Origin of the sequence: Vibrio sp. B181a (assembly GCF_030248375.1) — a bacterium.
Classification (GTDB): Bacteria; Pseudomonadota; Gammaproteobacteria; order Enterobacterales; family Vibrionaceae; genus Vibrio; species Vibrio campbellii.
This window is the reverse complement of sequence record NZ_JAHGAD010000019.1, coordinates 23,844-40,122: the sequence shown is the minus strand read 5'-3', so window position 1 is coordinate 40,122 and position 16,279 is coordinate 23,844. Positions and strand designations below refer to the sequence as shown.

Annotated in this window: 20 protein-coding genes; 14 read left to right on the top strand and 6 right to left on the bottom strand. The window is 43.1% G+C overall.

Translation table 11 applies throughout. The features are described from left to right. Positions 1 to 92: 92 nt before the first annotated feature. The 4 genes from KIO97_RS08565 to KIO97_RS08550 all read left to right on the top strand — a co-directional run bounded on the left by KIO97_RS08565 (position 93) and on the right by KIO97_RS08550 (position 3,182). Positions 93 to 236 (top strand): hypothetical protein, encoded by a 144-nt coding sequence (locus KIO97_RS08565; protein ID WP_285381940.1) that lies wholly within the window; start codon positions 93 to 95, stop codon positions 234 to 236. A gap of 409 nt (positions 237 to 645) precedes the next feature. After that, positions 646 to 1,971, top strand: coding sequence for a diguanylate cyclase (locus tag KIO97_RS08560; protein WP_285381938.1), 1,326 nt, complete (start codon positions 646 to 648; stop codon positions 1,969 to 1,971). Positions 1,972 to 2,037: 66 nt separating this feature from the next. Then, positions 2,038 to 2,724 (top strand): winged helix-turn-helix domain-containing protein, encoded by a 687-nt coding sequence (locus tag KIO97_RS08555; RefSeq protein ID WP_285381935.1) that lies wholly within the window; start codon positions 2,038 to 2,040, stop codon positions 2,722 to 2,724. Further along, complete coding sequence (locus KIO97_RS08550; protein WP_005431351.1) at positions 2,721 to 3,182, top strand: hypothetical protein; 462 nt, start codon at positions 2,721 to 2,723, stop codon at positions 3,180 to 3,182. The genes KIO97_RS08555 and KIO97_RS08550 overlap by 4 nt, the downstream gene beginning before the upstream one ends. Before the next feature lie 67 nt (positions 3,183 to 3,249). Here KIO97_RS08550 and KIO97_RS08545 read toward each other — a convergent pair whose 3' ends face one another. After that, positions 3,250 to 3,855, bottom strand: coding sequence for a transcriptional regulator (locus KIO97_RS08545; RefSeq protein WP_285381933.1), 606 nt, complete (start codon positions 3,853 to 3,855; stop codon positions 3,250 to 3,252). A 536-nt stretch (positions 3,856 to 4,391) separates the two neighbouring features. Here KIO97_RS08545 and KIO97_RS08540 point away from each other — a divergent pair. The 5 genes from KIO97_RS08540 (at position 4,392) to KIO97_RS08520 (ending at position 7,061) form a co-directional block, all read left to right on the top strand. Continuing rightward, entirely contained in the window at positions 4,392 to 4,742 is a 351-nt protein-coding gene (locus KIO97_RS08540; protein ID WP_005431367.1) for a DUF3147 family protein, read from the top strand. A 239-nt stretch (positions 4,743 to 4,981) separates the two neighbouring features. Further along, on the top strand, positions 4,982 to 5,311 hold the full coding sequence (locus KIO97_RS08535) for a YceK/YidQ family lipoprotein (RefSeq protein ID WP_285381932.1): 330 nt from the start codon (positions 4,982 to 4,984) through the stop codon (positions 5,309 to 5,311). A gap of 152 nt (positions 5,312 to 5,463) precedes the next feature. Beyond that, complete coding sequence (locus KIO97_RS08530) at positions 5,464 to 5,868, top strand: VOC family protein (protein ID WP_285381930.1); 405 nt, start codon at positions 5,464 to 5,466, stop codon at positions 5,866 to 5,868. Positions 5,869 to 5,995: 127 nt separating this feature from the next. Next, on the top strand, positions 5,996 to 6,499 hold the full coding sequence (locus tag KIO97_RS08525) for a YgjV family protein (RefSeq protein ID WP_045373364.1): 504 nt from the start codon (positions 5,996 to 5,998) through the stop codon (positions 6,497 to 6,499). A 79-nt stretch (positions 6,500 to 6,578) separates the two neighbouring features. Further along, a complete protein-coding gene (locus KIO97_RS08520; protein WP_050909675.1) occupies positions 6,579 to 7,061 on the top strand; it encodes a tetratricopeptide repeat protein in 483 nt (160 codons plus the stop codon). Positions 7,062 to 7,087: 26 nt separating this feature from the next. On the opposite strand, the gene KIO97_RS08515 is transcribed toward KIO97_RS08520, so the two are convergent. Both KIO97_RS08515 and KIO97_RS08510 read right to left on the bottom strand, forming a co-directional pair. Next, positions 7,088 to 8,419 (bottom strand): MFS transporter, encoded by a 1,332-nt coding sequence (locus tag KIO97_RS08515; protein ID WP_285381927.1) that lies wholly within the window; start codon positions 8,417 to 8,419, stop codon positions 7,088 to 7,090. A 114-nt stretch (positions 8,420 to 8,533) separates the two neighbouring features. Continuing rightward, positions 8,534 to 9,325: a CLCA_X family protein gene (locus KIO97_RS08510; RefSeq protein WP_285381925.1), complete on the bottom strand. Its 792-nt coding sequence runs from the start codon at positions 9,323 to 9,325 to the stop codon at positions 8,534 to 8,536. Between the two features lie 303 nt (positions 9,326 to 9,628). On the opposite strand from KIO97_RS08510, the gene KIO97_RS08505 reads away from it, so the two are divergent. After that, complete coding sequence (locus tag KIO97_RS08505; protein ID WP_285381923.1) at positions 9,629 to 10,630, top strand: metal-dependent hydrolase; 1,002 nt, start codon at positions 9,629 to 9,631, stop codon at positions 10,628 to 10,630. Between the two features lie 17 nt (positions 10,631 to 10,647). Here the strand turns inward: KIO97_RS08505 and KIO97_RS08500 are convergent, their stop codons facing one another. Then, a complete protein-coding gene (locus KIO97_RS08500) occupies positions 10,648 to 11,043 on the bottom strand; it encodes a hypothetical protein (RefSeq protein ID WP_285381921.1) in 396 nt (131 codons plus the stop codon). Between the two features lie 224 nt (positions 11,044 to 11,267). Here KIO97_RS08500 and KIO97_RS08495 point away from each other — a divergent pair, with 224 nt between their 5' ends. The 3 genes from KIO97_RS08495 (at position 11,268) to KIO97_RS08485 (ending at position 12,922) form a co-directional block, all read left to right on the top strand. After that, positions 11,268 to 11,966, top strand: a complete 699-nt coding sequence (locus KIO97_RS08495; protein WP_285381919.1) for a glutathione S-transferase — start codon at positions 11,268 to 11,270, stop codon at positions 11,964 to 11,966. A 195-nt stretch (positions 11,967 to 12,161) separates the two neighbouring features. After that, positions 12,162 to 12,353, top strand: coding sequence for a hypothetical protein (locus KIO97_RS08490; RefSeq protein WP_038889301.1), 192 nt, complete (start codon positions 12,162 to 12,164; stop codon positions 12,351 to 12,353). Between the two features lie 110 nt (positions 12,354 to 12,463). Further along, positions 12,464 to 12,922, top strand: coding sequence for a hypothetical protein (locus KIO97_RS08485; RefSeq protein WP_005431386.1), 459 nt, complete (start codon positions 12,464 to 12,466; stop codon positions 12,920 to 12,922). Positions 12,923 to 13,007: 85 nt separating this feature from the next. Here KIO97_RS08485 and KIO97_RS08480 read toward each other — a convergent pair whose 3' ends face one another. After that, positions 13,008 to 13,811: an AraC family transcriptional regulator gene (locus tag KIO97_RS08480; RefSeq protein WP_285381916.1), complete on the bottom strand. Its 804-nt coding sequence runs from the start codon at positions 13,809 to 13,811 to the stop codon at positions 13,008 to 13,010. A gap of 100 nt (positions 13,812 to 13,911) precedes the next feature. Between KIO97_RS08480 and KIO97_RS08475 the strand changes: the two genes are divergently transcribed. Beyond that, positions 13,912 to 14,634, top strand: a complete 723-nt coding sequence (locus KIO97_RS08475) for a type 1 glutamine amidotransferase (protein ID WP_285381915.1) — start codon at positions 13,912 to 13,914, stop codon at positions 14,632 to 14,634. Between the two features lie 76 nt (positions 14,635 to 14,710). On the opposite strand, the gene KIO97_RS08470 is transcribed toward KIO97_RS08475, so the two are convergent. Then, positions 14,711 to 15,928 carry a multidrug effflux MFS transporter gene (locus tag KIO97_RS08470; RefSeq protein WP_285381912.1) on the bottom strand — a complete coding sequence of 406 codons (1,218 nt, stop codon included), beginning with the start codon at positions 15,926 to 15,928 and terminating at the stop codon, positions 14,711 to 14,713. Positions 15,929 to 16,279 lie beyond the last annotated feature (351 nt).

The following is a 16,279-nucleotide window of genomic DNA, read 5'->3' as shown; positions in this document are numbered from 1 at the left end:
TTTGATGGCACTGACTTAACGGTTATTTGCGCCGAATGATAACGCATTCTATATGCTCACCGGCACAGATAACGATACAGGTGCGAGCGAAAATGATTGTCATGCTCGAAGGCAATACGGTCAATTTTGAAGGAGGGTTGATCATCGCAACCAACTCAGAAGCTGGGTTGCTTGATATCGATAACCGATTATCAGATGGTATGGTTCATGTTATCGACACGGTTTTATTGCCATAGAGACTGGCTAGTCATATATCGTAGTTAAAGCCAACTAAAAGACGGTGCCTCGCTGCCGTCTTTTTTATTTCCGTCTTAGTCTTTTTATTGGCAATGCTGATTGTTTGGTTACCCATTGAACAAGTTTGCGCGAAAATATTTTCCGTCTAGATCAATCTTTTTAATCAAGATAATCGATCGTGTCGATCACCGCCGTCGATCGATAGAAAATTAATCAATCTTGATAAAAAAGTTTTTCCTTAACGATACCCATTGGGCATCGACCGTTATTCAATTATGCGTATAATCCCTGCTTCTTGAATTTCTCGAACATAATAACGTCGATAAGAAAAGAAATTATTGACATATAGATGGAATTTTTAGAACCAAGTAATGGATATGGAGAACCAAACGAACTGGGATTGTTATCATGAACAAAAGCATCAAAGTAGCATTAGTCATTTCGGTAATGATATTAACCGAATTACTAGCGACTCAACTGAGTAGAATCAATAACCAAAAAGAGTCAGTTAATGTCATCAATGCGATAAACAAAGAGATGAAGAAGGTGTTCAACGATGCCTTGATTACCGCAGAAGTATTGAAGGAAGTCGTAGTACTTTCTGAAGATAGCCAAATCTCACTTGAAGCGTTTAACAAACTGAGTCGGACTTTGTTGTTTACCTATAGTAACGTTGATTCCTTGCTATATTTGCCAAAGGGCGTTGTGACGCTCGTCTACCCATATGAAGAAAATAAACGGGCGCTAGGTCACAATGTGCTTCAAGATCAAAGCAGAAGGCTAGGAGCAGAGCAGTCGATTAATTGCCGTAAAAACATGGTAATTGGGCCGGTAACGCTGGTTCAAAATGGCAAGCAAGCTTTTATCCTGCGTAAAGGAATTACCAATGAATCTGGATTCGTGGGCTTTTCCTCTTCGGTTATCTATTTAGAAACGATTTTACAATCGCTAGAGAATATTCTAGAAGATAAAAATATCTCTAATTATTCGATCGTTGGATTCGATCCAGATAATCGCAACTTTCATGAAAAAGTGATCAGTAGTAAAGGTGAGGTTGATTGCGATGCTGACACTAGCATCGTGACAATATTTAACACCAACTGGCAGGTATCTATTTCGCCGAGCGATTCAGGAGTACTGGCCAGAGTTCTTATTTTCTCGACGTTGCTTATCTCCTTGCTTTTGATAATGTCCCCCGTAAAGTTTTTTAATCAATATCGCCGGTCTGAGAAACAACGTTTCGATTTACAAAACGAAGCATACACAGACTTTCTTACAGGATTACTAAATAGACGAGGTTTGGAAAATCGACTTTACACTTTAAAAGAACAACAGGTTTTTGGCTCTATTGCTGTTTTTGATATCGATTTCTTTAAAGCCATCAACGATACCTACGGCCATGAAGTTGGCGATGTGGTTCTGGTTCAGTTTGCTTTGCTGTGTGGGGCGAAGACCGATTTGAATTTTACTTTGTCACGTACTGGTGGCGAGGAATTTGTTCTCCTTATGCCAGGTGCTACGAGAGCAGAAGCAGTGTTGTTCTGTGAAGAGCTTCGACAAGAGGTCGCTGCAACTCCAATTCTTATTAATGATTTGAATATAGAAATTACGGTGAGTATCGGCGTTGCCCATTTTCATTCTGCTGATGATGTAAGGATCGCCCTGGCAGAGGCCGACGAAGCGCTATACAAAGCTAAGCAAACCGGTAGAAACCGCGTTTACGTCAAGGGTTGATAGTGGCTTTGTATATCAATTATAATTGTAGGCCTTTTAGCTAAAACGTTCATAGGCAAAGTAAAAGTGAGAAAACAGTACACTTGTGACGATTTGATATTCGACATCGAAAAGATGAGCGTCAGCACAGGCCGCCTTGAACGCTCATTGAATTACAACGAATGTCTTTTATTCAAAGCGTTTCTGGACAATGCAAACCAAGTTATTGATAAAGAGACGCTCAAACAAGCAGGGTGGCCGGATACGATCGTAACGGATTCTTCTCTGCAAAAGTCGGTACAAAAGCTGAGGCTTGCCATTGCCATCTCTGATTGCGTAGAGCTACGAACCATTGCGGGTGTCGGGTACATGCTCTATTGCAGTTGTGCGGGAGCTAAGGTATCAACGCCAAATCGTCGCGCTTTTAACTCACTTACGTTAGCGAAAGCCTCTCTGGCATTCTTTTCTCTTGTGCTCGTGCTGTTGTCTTTCTTCAATTTTTCTAGGGTAACCAACACACATTTGGTTTCCTACCTCCACGAAGACTATGAGTTCATCGAGATTAACCATCATAAAGTTCTAAAACAAAAAGCGACGACAATACCGCCAGAGCTTGAGTCTATGATTCATCGCTCGGAATGTGATTGCTTCTATTTTGTGGCGGAAACCGAAGGAATTTATACTCTGTCGGTTTATGAGAACGCACACCAACGCAGTGAAAACTATCTGTTCGAAATGGACACGTTACCAAAGCTGATTAAGGAGCTCGGATGAAACGTAGCTTGAGACCTTGGATTGGGCTGTTCCTACTTTCGCTCACCCTTTACGGCGTTTCTGTGTATGTGAGTGAAAAGAAGCTTTTGCTCAGTGGTAGATACACCACCACAGTACAGCAATACTCAGCGGACGGCGGTGTGTGGAAAGAGCGCATTGAGGTTGATTTAAATAATGAGAACCTCGAATCAACGGTATCCATAGAGGGAAATGGGTTAGAGGGTGTTGCGCTTTTTGCGGTGACGGGGAAAATTAACAATTCATTTAATGGGGAGTTTGAGTTTTCTTATACGACTGAGCCCATTCAAACCACCAAAGTGCTAGATGGTTACCAAGCGGCGAGTTACAGCTCATTGTTTCTTTCTGGTACGTCTAAGAACCAACTCATCTATCACGATGAAAACCTTGATGTGATCGCGAGAGAGCGAAACCACTTAATGCTAAGCCGAGTTTGGTAATTACCTTCTTTTAAAACGAACAAACTCCCGGTTTCCCGGGAGAAAAAGCCAACTAAGATTGTTGTTATTAGAAGTGGTATTTCACGTTTGCTGTTAGCAGAACTTCGTCACCGATCTTATATGATGAAGTTTCTGTTTGACCGTTGTAGGTCTCTGAAGATTCGAATTCGTGTGTGTGGTGAAGGTAGCTCACCTCAGTACCTACGCTCCAAGCGTTAAAGCGGTAGTTTAGGCCTGTTTGTGCACCCAATACGACACCGTTTAGCTCGTCTGCATTATCAAAATCTGAGTTATACATCTCGTAACCAAGCTTGCCACCAATAGTCCACGCCAGCTTTTGCGTGATAGGTACAAGGTAATCGTACTGTGTGTATAGCGTGCCAACTTCAAGATCGTCATCAGTGTAGTCAACACTCACTCCACGGTAGTCGTAACCGATGCTGAACTGATGCGCTTGGTTAAGGATTACACCACCTTCCACGCCAAATACCATTGATGATTTTAGGTCTAGGTGATCTTCTTTTCCGTCATATTTGGATTCAGCTTGCCCACTTAAGCGTGTACCAGCATCAATACCAACAAACGACTCGTATTTTGCCGCTGCGTTAGCGGTGAACGTTGTTGCTGCTGTTAATGCTGTTAGAGCGAAAAGTGCTGCAGTTTTATTTTTCATTATGTGTTTCCCAGTGTTATAGCTGCTGATTGATAACTTGTTATTAGCGGTTATCATCGTTGCCTTTCATGTCGTTGTGAAAGTGGTGGTCAAGCTAGAGATTTATCAACAAAAAGAGAAACGAATTGCGCGGAAAGCTACGGAAAAAAGCTCAAAGTTCATCTTTATAAAAATTTATTGTTTTTATTGTTATTGTAAGATTATGAAAATAAGTGGAATTTACCGCGGGGTGGAGTGGGCTTATTGTTGAAGTTCGAATGCCTCTGGGTGACAGAGTTTCACTGTGATTTAGTGTCGCACTCACAGATATGGCTTTATCGCCTTGTAAATCAGGTACGTATCCGGTGTAGTTTGTACGACTACTTGGCATGACGAGGGCGTTAATCACGCACTCATAAAGGTGAATGTGTCAGCGCTAGACTGGCCAATGACGCCAGAGCAAATAGTGGATTTGATAGCTCACACATGACCAGTAATTAACTGCGTGTGGGATTGAGTGATTATGGACGAGCGCATCATCGATCAGGAGGATTGACATGCTATGGATTGTAACCAAGTACCTGACAACCGCTGCTATTGTGGTACTAATATCTGAAGTCGCAAAGCGAAGCGATAGATTAGGCGCATTGGTTGCTGCATTGCCTACCGTGACCATACTGGCGTTGGTTTGGATGTATATCGAAGGGCAGGGAACGGAGAAACTGTCTAATCATGCGTTTTATACTTTTTGGTTTGTTGTGCCAACACTGCCAATGTTTCTTCTTTTCCCTTACCTACTCAGTAAGTATTCCTTTTGGACCACTTTACTGATCAGTTGCATCGTGTCTGTCGTTTGCTTTGCTATAACCAACTTGATAGCTAAACAGTTTGGTATCAACTTGCTATAACGCTCCGCTAAACATCTTTATTATTTCCTCAAGTTGAGCTTTGGGGACGCGTCTTTATGTTTGCTTATAAATGGGGTGGCAAACATGAATACCTTGATGAAAAGAAACAATGCATTCATCACAAAAATTGATTTATTACCCATTAAATTAGCTAGATAGGTTGTTTTATAAATACATAAGGCGTTAATGTCGCCGAATAATAATGTATATCAATAACAATCAGTTGGAACCTATCGAACATGAAAAACAATCTTCTTAAAAAACTACAAGTGCTTACCGTTATAGTAATGGCTTCTTTGACGGTGGGATGTTCATCTATGGATGCCCATGCTAGAGGTGGTTACGGTAAACCATTCTCCGGTACGGCGTTGTCAGTTGCGCGCCAGCCATGCTTCTTGGATGGCTCTGCAGTGTCATATGCTTTATATCCTATTTCATTTGTGGATATGCCTTTGTCTTTGGTTACTGATGTAGTGTTCTTGCCAGCAGATTTAGTCATGTTATTTACTCCGACGACAAGCTACGGAAGTGTTTTGTCCCAAGGGTGTCCGAGCGGAAGTATGATCTAATAGCGTTGTGACTTTTAATTCTCATTTATCTTGAGTCTTTAACAAAGCGTGAAATTCCTTCTTGACCTCAGGTTAACTTGAGGTCTTACCTTCAAATACTTTCAGAACACGAACCACAAATCTTTAAGTAAGAACTAGGAAAAGGAATTTCTATGAATCTAAATCAAGTACTGTTAACCGTAAAAGACATCGAACTGTCCATCCAGTTTTATCAAAAGCTGGGGTTTAAATTGATCGTGGAAGCAGACCATTATGCGCGTTTTGAATGCCCTGAAGGAGAAGCGACCTTTTCACTTTATCTCGGTGAGTCACAGTCTAAAAATAACAGCGTTATCTATTTTGAGCACAAAGAGCTTGATGTTTTAGTCGCAAAGTTAAAGACAAGAGGAATCGAGTTTGTACAAGAGCCAACTGACAAAGAGTATCTTTGGAGAGAGGCGATGCTGACCGATCCCTCGGGTAACGAAATTAAGCTGTATTGGGCAGGGGAAAATCGAAAGAATCCACCTTGGCGTGTTGAGGCCTTGAGAGAGGCTTCTGACCATTCGTTGGCTTGAATGTAGTACGCCATACATGTGATCGACATTCACATTTTTCTATGCTGTGGCACGAAGATAGTGGTGTCATTTCGAAGTCGATCATACGCTGCGCCAGTTGTAAGAATTTGTAACAGTAGGTGTAGGTATGGATGCGTTTTTCTTGTCACAGGTACTCGTAGCAATTGCCATTTGCTTCGATTTGTTGTCGTTTCAATTCAAAGAGAGAAAGAAGATTGTTGCCAGTTTATTCTGTGCCGGCGTTTTAATATCTAGCCATTTCGCATTATTGGAGCAATGGACAGGTGCCTCTCTAATGGGGATCGCTACTGTGCGTTATCTGATCAGCATCTTCTCAACCTCTTCAAAGCTAAAGTATTTATTCTGTGGCGCGTCGGTTATTGCGGCAGGTGTGACGTTTACGGGCGTAACGAGCATCGTAAGTTGCTTCGGCTCTGTCTTTCAAACAATGGCGGCGTTTCAAGAAGATGATCGCCGCTTACGTCAGCTGATGATTGTCGGCACTTCCTTCTGGTTGCTTCATAATTACCTGATTGGTTCACCAACCGCTGTGCTAATGGAAGTCCTATTTATCTCCAGCAACCTTGTGGGCTACTACCGTTATTACTTCAAAAAGCCAAAGTTGGCATGATAGCGTGTTTTAATGCGGCCAAACACGTAGAGCGAATCGCTACAGATATAAATAGATGCAATTTCAAAGGAAGAAAATGATGGAATCAGTCATCCAGCAGGCCATTGAGCTACGCAAAGCGTCCAACTACCAAGAGTCTAGAGCGTTGCTCACAACGCTATTAGGTGATGAGAATTACGCGGCGAAAGCTCACCTGCATATTGCATGGTCTTACGATAATGAAGGTAAAGAACAAGAAGCCATTAAGCACTATACGGCGTCTCTTGAAGGGATACTTTCTGCTGATGAAAGGTTTGATGCTTTATTTGGTCTCGCGAGTACTTACCGTAGTCTTGGAGAGTACCAAGAAGCACTAAGTTACTTCGAGCAAACCATCAACGAATACCCTAATGCGGTAGAAGTTCAGCCGTTTTACGCGATGTGTTTATACAACCTCGGTCGTCATAAAGAAGCAACGTCGTTGTTACTAGAGTTATTGGTTTCAACCACGAACAGTGAAGCCATTAAAGCGTATCAGCGTGCGATCTCTCTGTATGCAAAAGACTTAGATAGAAAGTGGTAGTTTGAACCTTCCTACCAACAGGCGATCTAAAAGATCGCCTGCTTTTTGTCTTTGATATAGAAAAAGACGCTGATTGCGACAAATAAGAACGTAAAGTAATAGAAGAATGAAGACAGGGACGCGATAAAATCAATGTGCTGTTCTATCTGTTCCTCGGTGTAGTTTTGCGATAGCAGCTTGTAGTAGTAGGCATAGAGCATACCGATCAACCCGTAGCCTAGGTTGAACATCAAACCTTTGAAGCTCAATACCGTTGCTCGGTTATGTGACTCGGTCTTTTTGTTCAGGTGGTAGCTGATGAAGATGTTCATCGTCATGATAATAAAGATCAGAATCAGCGCAGGAATCACCCCATAAATCGACCAGCCCATACTAATCCAATAGTAAGTTGCCATTGTGGCAATCCCCATCATTAAGATGAACGTCTTCGGCGCCATGCTTTCCGCCAATCGGCGGCTTTGACCAGCCAAGATGATCTGCAATAAGCTAATGCCAGCCCCGATAAAACCGAAGTAAATAATTGGAATATCAATTGCGCGATAGTACTGACTGTTCATGGTTAAAAACATACGCGAAGTGTGTTCGAACAAACTGTAATAAAGCAAGATAAACAGTACGTAAGGCGTAGACAGTACCCATTTCGCTGTTGTGAGCGTCAGTTTCATACTTGCTATGGTCGAAGCTAATTTATTCTCGTTGCTAGGAATAACCCTTTTTGCTTCACTCATGCCCAGCGCCGCGTAGATGGCGATCAACGCAACAAGCAATGTCGCGTAAACAGGGATGCGCATGATGTCTTGGGTCGTTTCTGGCTCTGCCAGTCCAAGGAAGTGATACACCGACGCCATAAAGTTAACGTCGTACATGGCTGCCCCCAATAGTGTGACAACAATACCAACGCTTGACGAAAGGCGAAGTTGAATCTGCAACACACGTGGCCACTGCTCCTCTTTGCCTTGTTCTTTTAACGTATCGTACGCCAATGCTTCATCCGCGCCGCTTGCCAACGCCATCGCTAAGCCGCTCAATACTCGGTTAATCAAAAACACAATGAAAACAAAAGTGGGGTTCCCGGTTGGGACAAAGGCGATCATTGCGATTTCGATGAACATGACGAGCGATGATAAAACCACCAGTCTTTTACGACCTAGCGTATCAGCGAAGGCGCCAGACGGTACTTCAGCTAAAACAATGGTCGCCGCCCACACGACATTGAGCATGGCAAACTGAGAAAGTGTTAACCCGTAGTCCAAATAGAGCAGGGTAAATACGGGATAATAGAAGCGCGCAAAATAGCTGGTTCGGAACATAAGGAAACAGCGGACATTGCGAATTTTTAGAATTTCTTTTGACGTCATGAAATATTCAGTAGCTTGAATAACATAATGTTATGTATAAACCTTTTTGAGATTGATGGGAAAGGTTTATGCTCAAACTGCGCGAGATAATGATGAATAGTCGCTATTCACGTATCAACGACTTAGGGCATCTCCCAAAGGGCGAAAGTACGCTTGCAGTGCGTCATTAATGATATGTCTGTGCGCTATATCGGGATAGAGGGGCAAGGTATCAGGCCTGGTTGTACCCGAAACTAGATAAGCGTTCTCTATGCCAGAGCATGACTCTACGACGGCCTCAAAGGCTCTTGCCATCATCTCAGTAGGCTGTGAAAAGTAGCTCGATCCCATTGCTTGGTCTGCTTTTACACTTCGAGACACATAATCGTGTCTATCTTGGCCGTCTGGCGTGAGCAATGTGGCGTCAAATATCTTAAGCAATCGCTCATTGAGTGGGTGCGGAAAATGATCGGCATTTTGGAGCCAACAATCGCTGGCGAAAATCGTCTTACGCTGAGGGCCGGAACGGTCGCCAATATCAAACGCCTTTTCAGCAATGTAATGGTCAAATGCGTGCCAAAACTCATGGGCCAGTGCTCCGGCTCCTGCATTTTTCGCTAGTGCCAACTCGCGCTGATTCGGGGCGTAATGCGCTTGAACGCCTTTTCGTCCTCCAGTTCCGAAAGCAAGATTCAGGTTGCCACGAAGACCAATTGCTGAAGGTGGCAGTGCCAATATAAAGGCCAAGTCTGCTAAAGAATCGAAGATCAAGTTCGCGGCGAGATCTTTTTCTTCCTTGTTCACCCACTTACCAATACGAATACCACCGATGCTAAACGTCTCTTTAATATCGATGAACGACACTTGGTCGCCGTGACGATAATCAGGGCCTTTACGCGTTCTGTATTTAAAGCTGGTTAGCTGCAAGAGATGCCTCGACAATGGTACAGGTTGAGTGATGTGGACGTTTATACTCCAAATATTGGATGCGGGATTATACCTGATTAGAGGACTCATAGAGAGACTGACATAAGTTGAAACGTCAAACCCTACCTCTGAGTCGTATTTAAGACAAACTCGCGAACAAACCTAATCCATCTACACTAAAACTAACGCGTTATTTTTCAATCGCTTTCGGTGTGACTGATTAAAGCCGATCCCTTTATTTAAATACGGAGATTTTATGGGGCAAAGATTTCTTGTTTTTAAGCACAATAGAGTGAACAAACCGTGGATCCATTCACTCAGGGATTAGTTGGGGCATCCTTGTCCCTGTCAGCGAGTAAAAAGCAGCATCTAGTGGCCGCTGGAGCACTTGGCTTACTTGCAGGCATGGCGCCAGACTTGGACATATTGATCCGATCAGCCAATGACCCATTGCTGTTTTTGGAATTTCACCGACAGTTCACTCATTCACTTTTCTTTATCCCTATTGGAAGCTTTATCTGTGCCCTGATATTGCATCCACTTATTGCTAAAAAAGGTGGATTATCCTTCAAACAAAGCTGGTGGTACTGCGCATTAGGATACGCTACGCATGGCTTATTGGACGCATGTACCAGCTACGGGACCCAGCTCTTATGGCCGTTCACCAATACCCGTTATTCTTGGAGTACGGTTTCCGTGATTGACCCTCTTTTTACCTTACCAATCTTGTTCACTTTGATACTTGGCCTGATGAAGCGTAACCCTTGGTATCCGCGTATTGCTGTAGTTTGGGCGCTTGTTTATCTCACATTTGGCATGTATCAAAGAGACCGAGCAGAAGAGGCAGGTTGGGCGTTAGCTGAAGCAAGGCGGCATACACCCCAACGATTAGAAGCCAAACCCACGTTCGCAAATACCTTGGTTTGGAAAGTCATCTACGAAACCGAACACTATTACCACGTTGATGCCATAAGAGCAGGGAGGTCAATAAAAACGTATACCGGAGAGTCCATTGCCAAGTTGAATGTGGCTGCAGATTTTCCATGGTTGGATCCTGCATCGCAGCAAGCCAAAGACATTGAACGATTTCGTTGGTTTTCTGATGGCTTCATCGCCGGAGACCCAAACAATGCATTGCGAGTCATTGACGTGCGTTACTCTATCGTACCAAATGAGTTCAACGCTCTGTGGGGGATTGAGTTATCAGAGACAGCCGATAAAGGTACGCATGTAGAATACACCACACATCGCGACAGCTCTCAGCAATCAAGGCAAGCTTTTATCGAGATGTTGAAAGGCGATTAACCGAACGACACCACAAGTTACGACGTGTATTGAAAGTCTTTAATCAGAGTCGGTTTGTGCGAAAAAAATAGCCTGCTAAATAGAGATTTATATTCCCATCCCCGCGACAGTAACCGCTTAGCCAGATGTTGGTTTTCAATGATAGCGACTTCAACGCCTTGATACTGGTACGGGTGATTTCTAACGTAACTAAGAAATGATGTAAAAACACCTTGTCCTCTGATCTTGGGAGCGAAGTTAACTGAAACAATCGAGAAGCGTTGGCTGCCGACGGAACAATGAACGAAGCAGTTCCACAATGGGTGAGAAATGGTCTCTGAAAACTCAGGGAAAGGGCGAGATTCTAGGTCCTGTGACAGTTTGTCGTATTGGTGGCACAAATGTTCAAGTAGTTGTTTCGCATCGCTATTCATGTCGTTCTCACTCACGTGTTATTGGGGGGGGGGGGGCCGGCATTGGTTTCGTTACTATTTTAAGCACAGCAATGAGCACAAAACGCGGTGAAGTTTCCGCAGTGTAATTTCCTCTTTTTGAAGTTTTAATGGTTTCAAATGAAGGTTTTGGGTCTCTATATGGAATAGGGCTGGGAAGTTTTGCTACTCTAAAGGCGGGATAGTATTCAGAAGGACGTTTAAAGATGGTGCTCAAGAGCAACAATGATTCTGTGCCGATCCTTTACTCATTGCACAATTGCCCCTACGCGATTCGAGCTCGACTTGCATTGTTCAAAGCCCAGAAACGCGTGTTAATGCGTTCCATTAAGCTCGATAACAAACCATCGGAGATGTTAGAAGCTTCACCGAAAGGAAGTGTGCCTGTACTAGTGATTTCTCAATCAGAGCAAAAGGATGCTTCGGTTCCTAACCAAGTACTTGAAGAAAGCTTAGATATCATGATTTGGGCATTGGGCAAGAATGATCCGGATAACTTGATGAGAAGTGATAACCCTGATGCTTTGCCTCGTATGCTGGAGATCATCGAACTGTTCGAGACTCAGTTTGTTCCCGCAATGAACGCATTTGGGTGTGCCAAGCGTTACCATGAAGACAACGTCGCAGAGCTGCGACAAGTGTGTGAAGCCGAACTCATAAAGCTTGAATCACGTTTAACGGAGCACGCTTTTCTACTTTCAAACCAAGAGAGCTTAGTTGATATTGCGATACTGCCATTCATCCGAAAATACGCTCGCATCGACAAGCAATGTTTTCGTCAAAGTCCATACCCGAACTTAAAAGCGTGGTTGAACGGTTACATTCAGAGCTCTCAGTTCTCCAAAGTGATGAAAAACTATGACTTGTGGCTCGAAGAACGGCGAGATGAGTTTTTTGGTAGTTAAGGTGCGGCACTTAAGATTTATGTAGCCAAAATCGCTAAGCGCACCCCCACATTTGCAATATTAGCTTACTCGTCCACGCATTGACGGCTAACCCCAAGACGCGCATTCTTTTACGCTCACTCAGAGCAGGTTTGCCCTTGTTGGCAAGTAGATTGATCGTTGTTTGCTGTGCTTGTATTGGAATGGGAAGATCGTATGAACAAAATTATTATGTTGGTGATGGGGCTGCTTTTTACCAGTCGTTTATTTGCAAGTATTGTCCCTCATGCTAGCCAGCTAGAACACGATGCACCTATTCTGCTTCGTTCAGCATTAATTGTTGGCGTTGCGGGGTTCCTTGTTTGGAAAGTTTTCCAGTATTTTCAGAAGAGCAAATCTTCCGATTAACCTCTGTTATCTGCGTTTGTATTTACATCAAAGATAATAAACGCTGGTAATTGAAGCCACAGTCTTTAGAATGCGCACCCTAAAAGTGATAACTAATGTAGAGTGATTTTATGCTTCGTGATTACACATTCGATTGTCTAGTGACTATGCCACGCCATGAACTGGAAGAGTTCAGTGCGCGCATGATCGGCAAAATGGTACCAGAAGACGTGATGAACGAGCTGTTTACCTTTGATCAAGAAGAAGTAGACAGTGAAGACCGCATGTTGTCGGCGCGCCTAGATGCGATGTTACGTATGACAGCAATCGCGCTAAGTGAAATTCAACAAGCGTTTGATGAATCGGATAACGCGAAGCAAAACAGCGAGCGAATGACGCGTCTAGTCCTTTGGCACTTCTACGCAATTTCATTCCGTCTTGAAGAAGCAATCACATTGGAAACCCATTGTGAACAAGTAGAAAAGCTACTAGAAAACACACCAACAGATGTTTTCGCTTGGGTGAAAACTCTGACAGAGCTTCTGCACACATACGCAGAGATCAACGCGAAAGAAAACCCACAAGATTAATCTGGGTTGCCAAATTCAACATTACAAAGGCGAGCGTTTTAGCTCGCCTTTGTTTTATCTGATTGTCTATATAAGACCCCGATTATCAGTTCAAGAGTGTACTGATAACCGCGTCATATTTTAAGCTCTCATTCCGATACTTGCTTGGAGTCTGGTTAAAAATTTGTTTGAAAGCATAGATATAGGCGGAGTCAGAACCATACCCCAGATCTAACGCAATTTCTTGAATACTCTTGTTTGTTGCCAACAACTGTAGCGATAACACTAGCCTTAAATTTTGTCGCCACAATGAAAATGACTGAGAGAATTCTCGCGCGCATATACGAGACAAAGTGCGTTCCGATGCGCCTACTTTTGTCGCCCATTGCTTCAATGTAAAGGGCAGATCAGGTTGCTGCCTAATTTGTGAAAAGATGGCCAGCAGACGTTTATCTTTCGGAATCAGTAGGGGCAACTCGTAACGGTCGGAGGCGCCAATTTGGTCTCTCAATACGGTGAGTAAATGCGTGATATTCGATTCAGGTTGTGAGACCGTCTCTTTTTCAAACAGCAAAAGTATCAGCTCTTTAATGAAGGCTTTCACTAGGCAGTATTTAGGCGTCTCTGCGTATTGCACAAACTTATCTGGGTTGAGATAAATCGCCAGAAATTGTGTTTCCGTTACCGCAATAGATTTGTGGATGGTGTATGCGGGAATGTAAAGCATGCCGTTATGCGGAAGGATCAGGCATTTGTCGTCGATGCTTGATTGTAACAAGCCTTTCAAGGGAAAGATTATCTGATGCCAAGGATGGGTATGAACGTCATCGATGTAGCCAGCCACCATAGTTGTGGCTTTGGTTATCAGCTGTTTATCTGCGTTAAGTCGTATGAGTTCGTTTGCTTGCATGTTTGGCGGCTTATCTATGTTAATGGTCATTTAGTATAAAGTTGGTCATTGGGATTTTATATAACATCTGGGGTGAAACGTTATATAAAAAGGAAAAGAGATGCGTATTCACTTTATTATCCATGAAAGTTTTGAAGCCCCCGGAGCCTATGAAACTTGGGCACAACAGCGTGGCCACAGTATTACTTATTCGCGTGTGTACGAAGGGGAACCGCTACCTCAGAAAATAGAAGATATCGATTTTCTTATTATTATGGGAGGACCACAGGATCCGAGTGTGACACGTGAACAATGCGCCCATTTTGATTCCAAAGCAGAACAGCAGGTGATCTTAAAGGCGGTCTTATTCGACAAAGTTGTGCTGGGTGTCTGCTTGGGAGCTCAACTTATTGGTGAATCTTTGGGGGCGAAATATGAGCACAGCCCTGAGCGTGAGATTGGTAAATTCCCGATAACATTAACCGAGGAGGGCACAACAGATCCTATGTTCGAGCATTTTGGCAGTGTAATAGAGGTTGGGCACTGGCATAACGACATGCCGGGCTTAACGGATAAGTCTAGGGTTATCGCGCACAGTGAAGGTTGCCCAAGACAAATTGTTGCTTACAGCGACAGGGTGTTTGGCTTTCAGTGCCACATGGAGCTGAATAAAGAAATCGTTGCTGCACTCATTAAAAACGACGACCTCAGCGATGCAAAATACCAAAGATTCGTTGAGGAGCCAGAGGTATTGTTGAACCATGACTATCAAGAAATGAACCAGAAGCTCCATACGTTTTTGGATAAACTAGAGCGAGTTTATTCCCAACATCGTTCCAAGTAGATCATTAAGAATCTAAAAGTACCCTACAGTGAAAAGGAGAGCGTTGACATGCTCTCCTTGTTTTATTTACGAGTGATTAGTTGGCGTCTGATAAACCTGACGTTGTTTTCACGCGCACATAATTCGCCAGCCAAAGGGTAGCCAAAACGAGAACGACAAGCGTCATGATTTGGACGACTGACTGCGATGTTCCCTTGTAAGCATTACTGCCAATATCGATAGCGGCAGATACTATAAACAGTCTTATCGCTGTCACTAGAGATGCCGCAATGCCCGTGAGTTCTGGAAATACCTGCATTGACTTTGCAAAAAACAAACCTATCGATAATCCTGCACCAATCGAAAACAAACACATGGTTGCCGTTAAGAATACTGGTGAATCCAGTAAATTCGACGGTGATATGAAAAATATCAGGGTATTAGCGAATATCAGTCCAAGGCCAGTTGCTTTAAGCTTTTCAACACCGAACTTATCTATCAAGCGTGAGTTGTTCAAACTTACCAAGACAAATGTGCCGAGTGTCGCCATTTGGTAAAACGGGAACTGCTTTGGGCTAACCCCCAACTTATCGATATACAGCAAGGACATGTTTGACACATAAATCATGTAGGCACCAAGGATCAAACTGGTGACTAATGTGTTGTACCAAAACTCAGTGGAAGATAAGACCGTCTTATAATCACTGAGAATACGCTTTGGTGCTAGTTTCTTTCTTTTGTTCACAGCGAGAGATTCTGGCAAGAACAGGAAACATTTGAGTGCGGAAATAAGTACGAGAACTGCGATAAAAACGAAGTTTGCTTTATAGCCCATATGTAAGCTGATCCATCCACCAATGAGTGGAGCAAAAGCCATGAGACTAACCACCAATGTGTTTAAGTCTGAAATGAGTTTTGCTGCTGATTCTTCCTCGAATAAATCGAAGATCATTGCCGTACCCACTATCACACATGCTGAGCTTCCGAAGCCTTGCAATAGTCGAAATGCCAGCAGCTGTTCAATACTTGTCGAAAAGATACAGCCAATGCTTGCGGTAAGAAAAATGCTAAAACCAAACATTAACACCTTTCTGCGGCCAAAATGATCGGATAGAGGACCGTATAATAAAGAGCCGAGACAGATACCAATAAAGTTGTAGCTCAAAATGCGCTGAACCATAACAGCATTGGTGTTGAAATCGCTGAGTATATCGGGAAATGTTGGTAAATAGATATCCGTCTCCATTGCGGCACCAAGGAAGATAAACACCATTAAAAATCGAAACCACTTTCCCTCATGAGATATGAAAAACATAGTTAATCCACTGTGATTATTCTAATAACAAGAAATACATGCTCCGCAAAACGGGGCATTGAGTATGAGTTAGGTTTTGTTGGTGGGATGTTGCGTAATGGAGAGGAGTGTTACGCAAGGTCGGCTTTTCCCGGCACTTGGTTGTGATCAAGCTGAGTATGAATGTAACATAATATTTCAATGCTGCAAGCGTGACTTCAATGTTTTTCAGCTATTTTTCTCGAACAAAAAAGATATCTCTTAATGTGCTTATTGTTATTTAAGTGTCTGATATTAATGGTTTAAATTATTAATGTATAGCTTGAGTTTATTTAATTTGATCGGCACTATAGCCCTGATAAATAGTACATG

Coding starts and splice junctions, on each gene's coding strand:
- KIO97_RS08480 (WP_285381916.1), bottom strand. CDS start 13,811: ATGCAAGCAAACGAACTCATACGACTTAACGCAGATAAACAGCTGATA.
- KIO97_RS08485 (WP_005431386.1), top strand. CDS start 12,464: ATGCTTCGTGATTACACATTCGATTGTCTAGTGACTATGCCACGCCAT.
- KIO97_RS08515 (WP_285381927.1), bottom strand. CDS start 8,419: ATGACGTCAAAAGAAATTCTAAAAATTCGCAATGTCCGCTGTTTCCTT.
- KIO97_RS08475 (WP_285381915.1), top strand. CDS start 13,912: ATGCGTATTCACTTTATTATCCATGAAAGTTTTGAAGCCCCCGGAGCC.
- KIO97_RS08565 (WP_285381940.1), top strand. CDS start 93: ATGATTGTCATGCTCGAAGGCAATACGGTCAATTTTGAAGGAGGGTTG.
- KIO97_RS08530 (WP_285381930.1), top strand. CDS start 5,464: ATGAATCTAAATCAAGTACTGTTAACCGTAAAAGACATCGAACTGTCC.
- KIO97_RS08540 (WP_005431367.1), top strand. CDS start 4,392: ATGCTATGGATTGTAACCAAGTACCTGACAACCGCTGCTATTGTGGTA.
- KIO97_RS08550 (WP_005431351.1), top strand. CDS start 2,721: ATGAAACGTAGCTTGAGACCTTGGATTGGGCTGTTCCTACTTTCGCTC.
- KIO97_RS08525 (WP_045373364.1), top strand. CDS start 5,996: ATGGATGCGTTTTTCTTGTCACAGGTACTCGTAGCAATTGCCATTTGC.
- KIO97_RS08520 (WP_050909675.1), top strand. CDS start 6,579: ATGGAATCAGTCATCCAGCAGGCCATTGAGCTACGCAAAGCGTCCAAC.
- KIO97_RS08500 (WP_285381921.1), bottom strand. CDS start 11,043: ATGAATAGCGATGCGAAACAACTACTTGAACATTTGTGCCACCAATAC.
- KIO97_RS08535 (WP_285381932.1), top strand. CDS start 4,982: ATGAAAAACAATCTTCTTAAAAAACTACAAGTGCTTACCGTTATAGTA.
- KIO97_RS08490 (WP_038889301.1), top strand. CDS start 12,162: ATGAACAAAATTATTATGTTGGTGATGGGGCTGCTTTTTACCAGTCGT.
- KIO97_RS08495 (WP_285381919.1), top strand. CDS start 11,268: ATGGTGCTCAAGAGCAACAATGATTCTGTGCCGATCCTTTACTCATTG.
- KIO97_RS08545 (WP_285381933.1), bottom strand. CDS start 3,855: ATGAAAAATAAAACTGCAGCACTTTTCGCTCTAACAGCATTAACAGCA.
- KIO97_RS08560 (WP_285381938.1), top strand. CDS start 646: ATGAACAAAAGCATCAAAGTAGCATTAGTCATTTCGGTAATGATATTA.
- KIO97_RS08470 (WP_285381912.1), bottom strand. CDS start 15,928: ATGTTTTTCATATCTCATGAGGGAAAGTGGTTTCGATTTTTAATGGTG.